Here is an 11,770-nt window from a genome sequence, read left to right as displayed (position 1 = left end):
TCATGACGGTGTTCGTGCTGGGCGGGGCGCAGACCGACTTCGCGCGCAACTTTACGAAGGAAGGGCGCGGGATCCTCGAGCTGTTCGCCGAGGTCGTGCCCGCCGCGCTGGCCGACGCCGGCGTGAGCGCGGACGACGTCGAAGTCGCCCACGTCGGCAACCTCGCGGCGGAGCTCTTCACCGGCCAGGCCCAGCTCGGCGGGCTGCTGGTGGCCGCGGTGCCGGAGCTCGACGGCGTGCCCAGCACCCGGCACGAAGCCGCGTGCGCATCCGGCAGCACCGCGGTGCTCGCCGCGTGCGCGGACCTCGAAGCCGGCCGGTACGACCTGGCGCTGGTCGTCGGCGTCGAGCTGATGCGCAACGTCGACGGGCAGCGGGCCGCCGAGCACCTCGGGTCCGCCGCGTGGGCCGGGCACGAGGCCGTCGCCGCGAAGTTCCCCTGGCCCGCGCTGTTCGCGGACGTCGCTTCCGTCTACGACGAGCGGTACGGTCTCGACCCGGCGCACCTCGGGCTGTTCGCCGAACACGCCTTCGCCCAGGCGACGCTGAATCCGCTGGCCCAGGCCCGCGACTGGCGGTTTCCAGCCGGCGCGTTCGGGCTCGACGACGAACTCAACCCCGTCATCGAAGGCCGCCTGCGCAAGCAGGACTGCGGCCGGATCACCGACGGCGCCGCGGCGGTCCTGCTGGCCTCGCCCGCGTTCGCCGAACGGCTCGGCGGCGGGTTCCCGCGCATCGCGGGCTTCGGGCACCGCACCGCGCACATCGGCCTCGCCGAAAAGGTCGCGGCCGGCGGCGAGTACCTGTTCCCGCACCTGCGCGGCGCCGTCGTCGATGCCTACCGGCGCGCGAGCGTGCCCGGCCCCGACGCACTCGACGTCGTCGAACTGCACGACTGCTTCACCATCACCGGCCTGGTCGCGCTGGAGCACCTCGGCGCGGCACCGCCCGGCGACGGCGGCCGGTTCATCGCCGGAGGCGGCCTCGACGCGGCGGGGATCAACCCGGGTGGCGGACTGATCGGCCTCGGCCACCCGGTCGGCGCGACCGGCGTCCGCATGCTGTGCGACGCGGCCCGGCAGGTCACGGGCGTCTCGGGCGAGACGCAGGTCGGGGGCGCGCGGACGGCGTTGACGGTAAACGTCGGCGGCTCGTTCACCACCGTGGTCACCATGATCGTGCAGGCCGCCGCATGAGGCTTTCGGTGTCGCTGGGACTTTGGCAGGACCGCCTGCCGGTGGAAGCACTGGAAACCGCCCGCGCCGCCGAGGCCGCCGGGTACCCGGAGCTGTGGATCGGCGAGATGGCGACGTGGGACGCCTTCGCGCTCGGCACGGCGATCGGTGCGGCCACTTCGCGGATTTCCCTCACCTTCGGCCCGCTCGCGGTGACCGTGCGGGACCCGGCGACGATCGCCATGGGCGTCGCGTCGGTGGCGGCGCTGACCGGCCGCGAGACCGGTGTCGCGCTCGGCACGTCCAGCGACGTGGTGGTGCGTGCCTGGCACGGCCGTTCGCGGGACCGGGCGGCCACGGCGCTGGCGGAGTCCGCGACCGCGGTCCGGCAGCTCCTCGGCGGCGAGAAGTCCACTGTGGACGGCAAGGTCGTCGGCTCGCGGGGGTACCGGTTGCGGCTGGCCGCCCCGAAGTCGCCCTTGACGATCGCCGCCTTCGGCCCGCGCGCCCTCGACGTCGCCGCGCGGCACGCCGACCGGATGGTCGTCAACCTGGTCAGTCCCGCGGCCGCGGCGACGCTGGTCCGCGGACTGCGCGAAGCCGCCCAGCGCGCCGGCACCACCCCGCCGCCGGTGGCCGCGTGGGTCGTCGGCGCCGCCGACCCGGGCCGGGCCGAGGTCGAACAGCTTCGCCGCGGCGTGGTCGGCTACCTCGCCGCGCCCGGCTACGCCGACATGTTCCGCGCCGAAGGGTTCGGCGCTCTCGTCGACTTCGCCCGCACCCGCCCGCACCCGCGCGAGCTCCTGGCCGCGGTGCCGGTGGAGGCCATCGCCGCGGTCGGGCTGCTCGGGTCCCGCGCCGACATCGCCGCGAAGGCCGCCGAGTACGCCGCGGCGGGCGTCGACGAGCTGGCGATCGTCCCGGCGACGAGCGACGACGACCCCGGCGGCGCGAAAACTCTCGCCGCGTGTCGATCCGCCGTCGTCCCGTTCGACGCGTAGGCATGACTGAAGCCAGCGAAACCAAGAACCTCGACCGGTCCGGCCTCGCGGAACTGCCGTGGAGCAGGGCGCGCGACCTCCTCGCCACCCAGACCCCGCACGAGGACCTGACGTTCTTCGTCGGGACCGTCCGCCCCGACGGGCGGCCGCACGCCGCGGGCGTCGGAGCCATCTGGGTCGACGACGCCCTGTACTTCGTGAGCGGGCCGGGCACGCGCCGGGCCCGCAACCTGGCGGCGAACCCGGCGTGCACCGTGTCGGTGCGGCTGCGCGGCCTCGACCTCACGATGGAAGGCGAGGCCGGCCGCCTCACCGACGCCACGACCCTGGAGCGGGTGGCGGCCGTCTACCGCGAGGGCGGCTGGCCCGCGGCGGTCGTGGACGAGGGGTTCACGGCCTCGTTCATGGCCGCGAGCGCCGGGCCGTCGCCCTGGCACCTGTACCGGCTCACGCTGCACCGGGCCATCGGCGTCGCCACCGCCGAGCCCCACGGCGCCACCCGCTGGGACTTCAGCCGCTGATCGACGAGGCGACCAGCCCGCCGATGGCGACCATGCCGTCGGCGTTCGGGTGCAGCGGTGCCGCGATCGACGTCGGGATCACGCTCTCGAACCACTTCACGCCCGGCCGCTTGCAGACGTCGTGCCCGATCGAGGCCGTCCGCACGTCGACGTAACGGGCATCGTGCGCGGCGGCTTGGCGGGCCAGGGCCGCGTTGGTCTTGTCGATGCTGCCCTGGATGTAGTTCGCGTCGCGCGGGGTGAGCGGCGCGATCGGCCAGCACCCGTTGTGCGGCAGGTACGTCCCGTACCCGGCGAGGTAGACGGCGGCGTTCGGCGCGTGCGCGTGGATCGCCTCCAGCAGCTCGCCCCACACCGGCTCGAACGCGGCGATCTTCTCGGCGAGCTGGTCGTGGCCGCCGGCGGTGAACCGGTCGACGCAGTCCCCGATGATGCCCGGCAGCAGGTTGATGCAGCTCGTCGCCGCGCCGACCAGGCCGACGTCGTTGCCGCCGATCGTCAACGTCACGATCCGGGTCGAGGTGCTCAGCGCGTCCAGCTGCGGCGGCACCGGGCCGGACGACGTCTGCTGCGGTGCGGTCATGTCCGCGGTCGTCGCACCGGAGCACGTGACGTCTTCGAGCGGCACGCCGAGGTCCTTCGCGGCGACGTGCGGGTAGTCGAGCAGCGACCGGAGGCAGCCGGGAGAGGAGAGGTCCGGTGGCGGGATCAGCGGCCCGGCGGCCGCCGAATCGCCCAGCGCCACGTACTCGCCGCCGGTGCCCGCCGTCGCCGTGCCCGCCGTCGCGCTCGCCAGCGCGGTGACCATGATCGCGATCAACGCCGTCGTTCTCATTCGCACGCCGTCCTCCTTGACGTTGTGCCGATGATTGGCTTCCGTGACACCATCGGCACGCAGCGTGGCCGGATTGACTGGGAATCCGGGCAGAGAACGGGGGGATCGGTTGTGACGGAGCACAAGCACGGCGGGGACCTGGCCCTCGGCGGCCAGCGCGTGCACGAGCGGCTCAGCCGGGAGGAGCCCGAGCTCGTCTCACGGGTCCTCACGCGCATCCAGGCCGAGGTCGCGGACTACCGGCGGCTGCCGGTGGAGGAGCTGGCCGGCGACATCGCGGGCATCACCCGTCAGGCGGTGCGGGCGTTCGCGCGGAGCCTGCGCGAGGACCGCGAGCTCAACGCCGCCGAGCTGCGGCAGATCGGCGCGTCCGCGGTCCGGCGCGCGGAGGAGGGTTTCCCGCTGGAGGCTGTGCTGACTGCCTACCACGTCGGCGCGCGGGAGATCTTCTCCGTCGGCTCCGCCGAAGCGGGCCACGCGGACGTGGCCGACCTCCTGGAAGTGGCGGACCGGGTGCTCGCGTTCGCCGGCACCGTCACCGGCGCGGTGACTCGCGGCTACCTGGAGGAGCTGCGCACGAAGGTCGGCCAGGAGCACACCGCGCGCCGGACGCTGCTTTCGGTGCTCGTCGACGGCGGCCCGGTGGACGTCGTCGCCCGCAGCGCCGGGATCGCCCTGCCGGCGCGGTACCTCGTCCTGAGCGTCGAGCTCGGCCCGCACGCCGACGAGGAGTCCCCGGGTGTGGACGCCGAGATCGCCGTCCGCCGCAAGCTCCGCCGCTTCCTCGCGGCGTTCGAACGGTGCTGCGGCGACGGCGTGCTCGCGTCGCTGGACGGCCCCGGCGGGCTCGTCCTCCTGCCGCTGGCGGGGCGGCTCGCCGACGTCGCCGAATGGCGGCAACTGCTGCACACGGCCGGCCACGCGGCGGGCGTCGCCGTGCTCGCCGCGGCGGACACCGCGGCGCCGGAGCAGGTCCGCGAGGTCGCCACGCAGACCGCGGACGTCCTGGACGTGCTCCGCTGGTTCGGCCGCGAACCAGGCCTCTACCGCCTCGACGACGTCCTGGTCGAGTACCAGCTGACCCGCCCTGGCGCGGCCCGCGATCGGCTCGCGGCGGTGCTCGGCCCGCTCGACGCGCACCCCGAACTCGTCGAGACCCTGGAGACGTACCTGGTCCTGGACGCGAATCGCCGCCGAACGGCGACGCGGCTGCACGTCCACCCGAACACGGTCGACTACCGCCTCCGCCGGGTCCGCGACCTGACCGGCGTCGACCCGCTCCACCCGGCGGGCCTGCCCCGCGTCATCGCGGCCCTCGCCGCCCGGCGGGCTTCGGCGTCACGCCGGGCTTGACTGGCGGGACCGCGAGAGGTCGAGGGCTCGCACTTCCACGGGTCGGCGGGGCGCGGGCACCCGAACCGGCCACGGCGTGCGGGCGACCAGCCCGGTGAGCGTTCCCGCCGCCAAGGCGGCCGTCAACACGATCGCGGCCACCGCCGAGGCGTGGCCGAAGGCGAGCTCACCGAAGCGGCCGAGCACGAACCCGGTGTGCAGCGCCCAGGCGACCACCGCGATCCCCGCCGCAGCGCCGAAGGACGTTTCGAAGGCGGCCGCCAGTACGACCGCGCCCAGCGTGACCAGCGCGTACCACGGATGACCCGTCGCGCCGGCCAGGTCCGCCACGATCACCGCCGCGATCGCGGCCACACATCCGAACGGGAACCCGAACCCAGCTGTCATGTTCCCAGTGCAGTTTCGACGGCGTCGAAGGCCATGATCCAGGACACATTTCCTACGCGGAGCCGCCCGGATCTTTACGTCTTGTTTACTCCGCTTGTTTACTCCGGGCGGTCACGCGGCCGATCGCGTCGGCGAGCTCCGGCCAGACCGCGCGCGGCAGGTTGTGCCCCATGCCCGGGACGACGACCAGCTCCGCGTCCGGGATCGCCTCCGCCGTCGCCTTGCCACCGCTGACGTCGATCAGCGGGTCGGCGTCGCCGTGCACGACCAGCGCCGGCAACCGCACCGACCGCAGTCCCGCGGTGCGGTCGCCGGAGGCCATCACCGCCGCGGCGTGGCGCAGCGTGCCCACCGGGTGGCGTGCGCGGTCGTAGTGCAGTGCCGCCTTGGCCAGCAGGAACGCTTCGGCGTCGGGGTAGCCGGGGGAGCCGAGCCGCCGGTAGCCCTCGACGCTGTCGGCGATGGCCTGTTCGCGGGTGTTCGCCGGCGGCCGCGACAGCAGCGCCAGCGCCCACGGCTCGGCCCGGCCGACCGCCGGGTCGCCGGTGGTCGACATGATCGACGTGAGGCTCAGCAGCCGGTCCGGGTGGTCGATGGCCAGCTGCTGCACGATCATCCCGCCCATCGACGCGCCCACTACGTGCGCGCATCCGATGCCGAGCGCGTCGAACAGCCCGATCGCGTCGTCGGCCAGGTCCGAAAGCCGGTACGGCGCGGTCGTCAGGTCGCCGGCGGCGATCGCGGGCAGGTCCGGCGCGGGCAGGTGGTCGAGCCAGGTGGAGAGCCCGACGTCCCGGTTGTCGTAGCGCACCACGAAGAACCCGTGGCCGGCGAGCAGTTCGCAGAAGCCGTCCTCCCAGGTGATCATCTGGGCGCCGAGGCCCATCACCAGGACCAGTGCCGGGTTCGCCGGATCGCCGAAGGTGTCGTATTCGAGCTCGAGACCGTTGGCCTGTGCACGTGCCATACCCCGATCCTGCCGTACTCGCGCGGTGCTGGCACCGGCACGGCCGGTGCGGTTACCGTTACGCCCCATGCCGACCTCATCTTCGGGCACGGGACAGCGCCCCCGGTCGCGGGCCGCGGCGGGATTGCCGGCACTGACGGCCGACTGCATCATCGGCGCCGCCACGGACCTGACCGGCCGACGTGGCCTCGACAACTGGACGCTGCGGGAGCTCGCCCGCGCGGTCGAGGCGTACCCGGCGGTGATCTACCACCACGTCGGCGACCGGGACGCGGTGGTGAACGCCGTCGTCGACCGGGTGGTCGGCCTCCTGGAGCTGCCCGACGAACGGCTGCCGTGGCAGGAGTGGTTCACCGAACTGCTGGCCGGGCTGCGGGAGCTGCTGCGGACCTACCCGGGCTGCGCGCGCCGGCTCGCGCTGTTCGGCCCGTCCGTCCAAGCGGCCACCCGCAGCATCGACGCGGGCGTCGGCGTCCTGCTGAAGGCGGGATTCGGCCGCGAAAGCGTGCTGGCGTACAACCTGCTGCTGATGACCGCTTGCCAGTTCGTGGCGATGGAAGACGACCGCGACGGCGCGCTCGCGCTGCGGATCGACAACACGGAGACGTACGCGACCTACCGGGAGCGGGCCGACCTGCCCGGCATGGCCGAACTGGGCGCGGCGATGCACGACCTGATGGGTGACCCCGAACTCGCGTCGGGCTATTACGCGCAGCTCTACGACTATGCCGTCCGGCGGTGTCTCGACGGGCTCGCGCACCGGCTGGGCGAACTTCGCGAATCGGACGAGCTGAGCTGACAGTGACTTGACAGTGGTACCGCGTACGGTGGGGGGTAGGTCGGTGGTCTGCCATCGACCCGGAGCTCCCGGCGCCCTCCTCCCCCTCGTGGCGCCGGGGGCTTCGGTCTGTTCGGGGGTTTATTCGAGACCGCCGTGCCTTGGCGCCGGCGGTTCGCCGCGCGGCGGCTGCGCCTGGATGGCCGGGAAGATTTCGCCGACCAGCGTCACCAGCGACTTCGCCAGCAACAGGTGTACCTGGGCGCGCGTCAACGACCGGCGCACGAGCCATTCCCGGCCGGCCGACTTCACCATTCCGCCGAACGCGCGCACGAGCGCGTTGAGCTCGGGCCCGTGGTCGCTCTCCCGGGACAGCCCGACGGCTTCCAGCACGCGGTCGGCGGATTCGCGGTCGGCTTCTTCGAGGATGCGCTCCACCTCGAGGTCCCGGCCGATCCCTTCGGGCGCGATCGCGGCCAGCCACATCCGCTCCTGGCTGGTGACCATGTCCAGGAACCACTCGATGGCGACGTCGGCCCGCAGGTCCAGGGGCCCGTCCGGGAGGATTTCGACGGCCAGCCGCGGCACGGTCAGCGCCCGGCGGATGATCTCGAGGTACAGCTCGCGTTTCGTGCCGAAGTAGTGGTTGATCAGCCCGCGCGCGACACCCGCCGCCGCGGCGATGTCCGAAGTGGACACTTCGGAATAGGGGCGTTCACCGAACAGCCGCGCCGCGCAAGCGTAGATCTGTTCCCTTCGCTCGTCCGGTTCCAGTCTTCGCCATCTCGGCGCCGGCTCGGTGTTCATCGTCCCATCGTCGCATGGCCGGTTGGGCCGGGCAGCTCATTCAGCACTATGTCGGAAGTGGTGCCACGATCGGGGCACGGTCAGTCCGGGAGAGTGATCGGCGCGATGTCCGCGAAGCCGTCACCCGGGCCGGGATTCGCCGGATCGGTCTCGCCGCCGAAATGGTGCAGCACGCCCCAAACGGCGTTGAGCGCGGTCTGGACCGCGCCCTCGGCCCAGCCCGCCGTCCACGAGATGTCGTCACCCGCCAGGAAGAGCCCGCGGTAGCGCGCCGGGAGCTCGTCCTGCACGAAGTGCGTGAACAGCCGGTGCTGGTAGCGGTAGTGCCCGGGCAGGTTGGCCTTGAACGCGCCCATGAAGTGCGGTTCCGCCTCCCACGACACGGTCACCGGGTCGCCGATGATGTGCCGCCGGACGTCGACGCCGGGGTAGATCTCCCGCAGCGACTGCAGCATCACCTCGACGCGCTCGCTCACCGGCAGCGGCAGCCACTTCAGCGAGTCGTCGGCCCACGTGTAGGACAGGCAGATGACCGCGGGCTTCGCGGGGTCGTCGCCGAGCAGGTAGGTGCCGCGCGGCATCCGGTCGGTGAGCGTCATGCTCATCGTGTCGCGGCCGGTCGCCGGGTCGCGGTCCAGCCAGAACGGCCGGTCGACCGGCACGAACACCTTCGACGACGCCATGTAGTGCGTGCGCTCGATCGCCGTCCAGTGGTCGATCGGGAACAACGCTTCGTCGCATTCGATCTGCGAAAGCAGCATCCAGCTCTGCGCGGTGAACACGGCGGCGGGGAACGTCCTGATGTGGCCGTCGACGTCGGTCACGGTGATGTTGCCGGGCGCGGTCCGGTGCAGCCGCGCGACGCCGGGGTGCGGCCGTCCGCCGTGCAGCGTGCTCAGGCTCGTGCCCGCCGGCCAGAAAACGATTTCGTCCGGAGCGTGGTCCCACAGCCGCCGTGGCAGCTGCCCGCTGCCGCCGACGATGCTGCGGTGCTCGTCGTCGGCGCCCGTGTAGACCACGCGCAGGATCTCGAGGATGGAGTTCGGGAAGTCGGTGTCCCAGCCGCCCGTGCCGAAGCCGACCTGGCCGAAGATCTCGCGGTGGCGGAAGGAGGCGAACGCGGGGGAGTCGCAGAGGAAGCCGTAGAACGTCTGGTTGTCCAGCTGTGGGACGAGCTCGTCCCACAGCCGCTTGATCGTCTTCGCGTCGCGGTCGCGGATCGCCGTCTGCATCTCGGCGAAGGAGGCCTGCTCGGTTAGCGTCCGGTCCCAGGCCGCGGCGACTTCGCCGAAGACGGCGGGCAGGTCTTCCGGCGTCCGCGCGTAGTGGCTTTGCCCCTTCAGGTCCACGACGGTGCTCGGCGTCCCGGGCGCCAGCGGGTTCGGGAACGGCGTGGTCTCGAGCCCTACCTTGTCGATGTAGTGGTACAGCGCGGTCGACGCGGGCGGGAAGCGCATGGCGCCCATTTCGGCGACGAAGTCGTCCGGGCAGCCGGGGAACCGCACCGTGCGCAGCCGGCCGCCGACCTCGCCGATCTCGTACACCACCGGCCGCAGGCCGAGCTTCATCAGCTCGTACGCGGTGACGATGCCGGAGAGGCCACCACCGATCACCGCCACTTCGGTGCCGTGCCGGCCGGCGGGCACCGACCCCAGCCCGGCGGGGTGGGCGAGGTAGTCGTCGTAGGCGAACGGGAAGTCCGGGCCGAACATCGTGATCGGGCGGCCCGCCGGTTCGTCGTGGTGGATCGCGGTCGGGACGGCGGCGGTCATGCGGTGATTCCCCGGTACAGGTCGGGCCGTCGATCGGCCAGGTGGGTGTTTTCCGCCCGCGAAGCGACGAGCGCGTCGCGGGTGACGTCGGCGGCGATCACTTCGGGCCCGGCACCGGCGCGGGCGAGCACCTCGCCGGTGGGGGCCACGACGCAGGACCGCCCGCAGTAGACGAGTTCCCGCTCGGTGTCGCAGCGGTTGGCGTAGGCGACGAACAGCTGGCTTTCGTAGGCCCGCGCGGGCACGAGCGTGTCGGCGACCAGCTCGTACGGGCTCATCAGCGCGGTCGGCACGACCAGCAGCTCGGTGCCGGCGAGCGCGTGCGCGCGGACGAGCTCCGGGAATTCGACGTCGTAACAGATCAGCAGGCCGACCCGGACCCCGCCGACGTCGGCCTGCACCACCGCCTCGTCACCGGGGGTGAACCAGGCTTTGTCGAGGGCGCCGAACAGGTGCGTCTTGCGATAGTTCGCCAGCCGCCGCCCGCCGGCGTCGATGAGCTGGACGCTGTTGTAGACGTGCTCGCCGTCGGTCTCCGGGTAGCCGTACGCCAGGGCGACGCCGGTTTCCTTCGCCAGCGCGGACAGCCGGGCGGCGGTGGGGCCGTCGGCCGGTTCGGCGAGTTCGTGCGTGCGGGCCCCGATGTGGTAGCCGGTGGTGCTCATCTCCGCGGTGACGACCAGATCGGCGCCGGTTTCGGCGACCGTGCGGGGCACCTCGTCGAGCGGCCCTTGGTGGATGGCGACCCTCATGCCAGCCTCGACTTCCGGACGCCGTAGCCGAAGTAGATCAGCAGGCCGACCGCCATCCAGGCGCCGAAGACCACCCAGGTGGCGCTGTCGAGGCTGAGCATCATGTACCCGCAGCACAGCACGCCCAGAACCGGCGTGACCGGCGAGAGCGGCACGCGGAACGAGCGCGGCCGGTCGGGCTGGCGCCGCCGGAGCACCAGGACGGCGATGTTGACCAGCCCGAACGCGAACAGCGTCCCGATGCTGGTGGCGTCCGCGAGCTTCCCCAGGGGGATGACCGCGGCCAGGACGGCGACGAAGCCCGAGACCACGAGGGTGTTGATCCGCGGCGAACCCGACTTGGCCTCCACTTTGGACAGAGACGCCGGCACCAGGCCGTCGCGCGACATCGCGAACAGGATGCGGGTCTGCCCGTACAGGACGGTCAGCACGACGCTGGAGATCGCCACGATCGCGCCGACGGCGAGCAGCCCGGCCCAGAACGGGTTGTCCGACACGACGTCCAGCACGTGCGACAGCGCCGCCTCCTGGCCGTCGAACTCCTGCCACGGCAGCGCGCCGACGGCGGCCACGGCGACCAGGCAGTACAGCACGGTGACGATGCCGAGGGAGAGCAGGATCGCGCGCGGCAGATCGCGCTGCGGGTTCTTCGCCTCCTCGCCGGCGGTCGACGCCGCGTCGAACCCGATGTAGGAGAAGAACAGCTTGGCGCCGCCCGCGCTCATCCCGGCGAGCCCGAGCGGCAGGAACGGCGTGAAGTTCTTCGCCTGCACCGCGCTGAAGGCGATCACGCAGAACAGCACCAGTGTCCCGATCTTGACCACGACCATGACCGCGTTGGCCCGCGCGCTCTCCTTCGCGCCGGAGAGCAGCAGGACCATCGCGAGAACGACGACGAGGATGGCGGGCACGTCGACGACCCCGCCCGAGCCCGGCGGCCGGCTCAGCGCGTCCGGGATCGCGAACCCGAAGGCCAGCCGCAGCAGTTCGTTGAGGTACTGACCCCAGCCGACGGCCACCGACGCCACCGAGACGCCGTATTCGAGGATCAGGCACCAGCCGCACACCCAGGCGACCAGCTCGCCGAGCGTCGCATAGGCGTAGGAGTACGACGAACCGGACAGCGGGATCATGCCGGCGAGCTCGGCGTAGGACAGCGCCGAGAACAACGCGGTGATCCCGGCGAGCACGAACGAGAGCACGACCGCCGGTCCGGCCACCGGGACGGCTTCGCCGAGCACGACGAAGATCCCGCTGCCCAGCGTCGCGCCGATGCTCAGCATGGTGAGCTGCCCGAGACCGAGCGATCGCCTCAGCGTGCCATGATCACCTTCGGCGACCAGATCGGCGACCGGTTTCCGCCGCACCGCCGCGGCTCGCAGATTCATGCCGACGACGGTATTCGCCGTCTCCGACGCGCAA

The 11,770-nt window shown here is 72.3% G+C and carries 12 protein-coding genes; 5 read left to right on the top strand and 7 right to left on the bottom strand.

The window, feature by feature from the left end; genetic code table 11:
- Window positions 1-2 precede the first annotated feature (2 nt).
- Genes A3CE_RS0111905 through A3CE_RS0111895 form a run of 3 tightly spaced genes read left to right on the top strand, consistent with a single transcriptional unit; the run spans window position 3 to window position 2,697 of the window.
- Window positions 3-1,196 carry an acetyl-CoA acetyltransferase gene (locus A3CE_RS0111905; RefSeq protein ID WP_020640314.1) on the top strand — a complete coding sequence of 398 codons (1,194 nt, stop codon included), beginning with the start codon at window positions 3-5 and terminating at the stop codon, window positions 1,194-1,196.
- An 8-nt stretch (window positions 1,197-1,204) separates the two neighbouring features.
- Window positions 1,205-2,176 (top strand): LLM class F420-dependent oxidoreductase, encoded by a 972-nt coding sequence (locus tag A3CE_RS0111900; protein WP_020640313.1) that lies wholly within the window; start codon window positions 1,205-1,207, stop codon window positions 2,174-2,176.
- A gap of 2 nt (window positions 2,177-2,178) precedes the next feature.
- Window positions 2,179-2,697, top strand: coding sequence for a pyridoxamine 5'-phosphate oxidase family protein (locus A3CE_RS0111895; protein WP_020640312.1), 519 nt, complete (start codon window positions 2,179-2,181; stop codon window positions 2,695-2,697).
- On the opposite strand, the gene A3CE_RS0111890 is transcribed toward A3CE_RS0111895, so the two are convergent.
- Window positions 2,687-3,532: an SGNH/GDSL hydrolase family protein gene (locus A3CE_RS0111890; protein ID WP_020640311.1), complete on the bottom strand. Its 846-nt coding sequence runs from the start codon at window positions 3,530-3,532 to the stop codon at window positions 2,687-2,689. The genes A3CE_RS0111895 and A3CE_RS0111890 overlap by 11 nt on opposite strands.
- Window positions 3,533-3,643: 111 nt before the next feature.
- Here A3CE_RS0111890 and A3CE_RS0111885 point away from each other — a divergent pair, with 111 nt between their 5' ends.
- Window positions 3,644-4,885 (top strand): PucR family transcriptional regulator, encoded by a 1,242-nt coding sequence (locus A3CE_RS0111885; protein ID WP_020640310.1) that lies wholly within the window; start codon window positions 3,644-3,646, stop codon window positions 4,883-4,885.
- On the opposite strand, the gene A3CE_RS50890 is transcribed toward A3CE_RS0111885, so the two are convergent.
- Together A3CE_RS50890 and A3CE_RS0111875 are read right to left on the bottom strand one after the other, a co-directional pair.
- Window positions 4,871-5,272 carry a hypothetical protein gene (locus A3CE_RS50890; RefSeq protein WP_043790808.1) on the bottom strand — a complete coding sequence of 134 codons (402 nt, stop codon included), beginning with the start codon at window positions 5,270-5,272 and terminating at the stop codon, window positions 4,871-4,873. The genes A3CE_RS0111885 and A3CE_RS50890 overlap by 15 nt on opposite strands.
- A gap of 85 nt (window positions 5,273-5,357) precedes the next feature.
- Window positions 5,358-6,239: an alpha/beta fold hydrolase gene (locus A3CE_RS0111875; protein ID WP_020640308.1), complete on the bottom strand. Its 882-nt coding sequence runs from the start codon at window positions 6,237-6,239 to the stop codon at window positions 5,358-5,360.
- A gap of 67 nt (window positions 6,240-6,306) precedes the next feature.
- On the opposite strand from A3CE_RS0111875, the gene A3CE_RS0111870 reads away from it, so the two are divergent.
- Complete coding sequence (locus tag A3CE_RS0111870) at window positions 6,307-7,038, top strand: TetR/AcrR family transcriptional regulator (RefSeq protein WP_026468392.1); 732 nt, start codon at window positions 6,307-6,309, stop codon at window positions 7,036-7,038.
- Between the two features lie 120 nt (window positions 7,039-7,158).
- Here the strand turns inward: A3CE_RS0111870 and A3CE_RS0111865 are convergent, their stop codons facing one another.
- From A3CE_RS0111865 to A3CE_RS0111850, 4 genes are all read right to left on the bottom strand, one after another.
- Window positions 7,159-7,824 carry a TetR/AcrR family transcriptional regulator gene (locus A3CE_RS0111865; protein WP_020640306.1) on the bottom strand — a complete coding sequence of 222 codons (666 nt, stop codon included), beginning with the start codon at window positions 7,822-7,824 and terminating at the stop codon, window positions 7,159-7,161.
- An 80-nt stretch (window positions 7,825-7,904) separates the two neighbouring features.
- Window positions 7,905-9,596 carry a flavin monoamine oxidase family protein gene (locus A3CE_RS0111860; protein WP_020640305.1) on the bottom strand — a complete coding sequence of 564 codons (1,692 nt, stop codon included), beginning with the start codon at window positions 9,594-9,596 and terminating at the stop codon, window positions 7,905-7,907.
- Window positions 9,593-10,348 carry a carbon-nitrogen hydrolase family protein gene (locus tag A3CE_RS0111855; RefSeq protein WP_020640304.1) on the bottom strand — a complete coding sequence of 252 codons (756 nt, stop codon included), beginning with the start codon at window positions 10,346-10,348 and terminating at the stop codon, window positions 9,593-9,595. The genes A3CE_RS0111860 and A3CE_RS0111855 overlap by 4 nt, the downstream gene beginning before the upstream one ends.
- A complete protein-coding gene (locus A3CE_RS0111850) occupies window positions 10,345-11,736 on the bottom strand; it encodes an amino acid permease (protein WP_020640303.1) in 1,392 nt (463 codons plus the stop codon). The genes A3CE_RS0111855 and A3CE_RS0111850 overlap by 4 nt, the downstream gene beginning before the upstream one ends.
- Window positions 11,737-11,770 lie beyond the last annotated feature (34 nt).

This window comes from Amycolatopsis balhimycina FH 1894 (assembly GCF_000384295.1).
GTDB classification, from domain to species: domain Bacteria; phylum Actinomycetota; class Actinomycetes; order Mycobacteriales; family Pseudonocardiaceae; genus Amycolatopsis; species Amycolatopsis balhimycina.
The sequence above is the reverse complement of the archived record's forward strand: the minus strand, read 5'-3'. Positions and strand labels throughout refer to the sequence as shown.

Coding starts and splice junctions, on each gene's coding strand:
- A3CE_RS0111905 (WP_020640314.1), top strand. CDS start 3: ATGACGGTGTTCGTGCTGGGCGGGGCGCAGACCGACTTCGCGCGCAAC.
- A3CE_RS0111895 (WP_020640312.1), top strand. CDS start 2,179: ATGACTGAAGCCAGCGAAACCAAGAACCTCGACCGGTCCGGCCTCGCG.
- A3CE_RS0111890 (WP_020640311.1), bottom strand. CDS start 3,532: ATGAGAACGACGGCGTTGATCGCGATCATGGTCACCGCGCTGGCGAGC.
- A3CE_RS50890 (WP_043790808.1), bottom strand. CDS start 5,272: ATGACAGCTGGGTTCGGGTTCCCGTTCGGATGTGTGGCCGCGATCGCG.
- A3CE_RS0111875 (WP_020640308.1), bottom strand. CDS start 6,239: ATGGCACGTGCACAGGCCAACGGTCTCGAGCTCGAATACGACACCTTC.
- A3CE_RS0111870 (WP_026468392.1), top strand. CDS start 6,307: ATGCCGACCTCATCTTCGGGCACGGGACAGCGCCCCCGGTCGCGGGCC.
- A3CE_RS0111865 (WP_020640306.1), bottom strand. CDS start 7,824: ATGAACACCGAGCCGGCGCCGAGATGGCGAAGACTGGAACCGGACGAG.
- A3CE_RS0111860 (WP_020640305.1), bottom strand. CDS start 9,596: ATGACCGCCGCCGTCCCGACCGCGATCCACCACGACGAACCGGCGGGC.
- A3CE_RS0111855 (WP_020640304.1), bottom strand. CDS start 10,348: ATGAGGGTCGCCATCCACCAAGGGCCGCTCGACGAGGTGCCCCGCACG.
- A3CE_RS0111850 (WP_020640303.1), bottom strand. CDS start 11,736: ATGAATCTGCGAGCCGCGGCGGTGCGGCGGAAACCGGTCGCCGATCTG.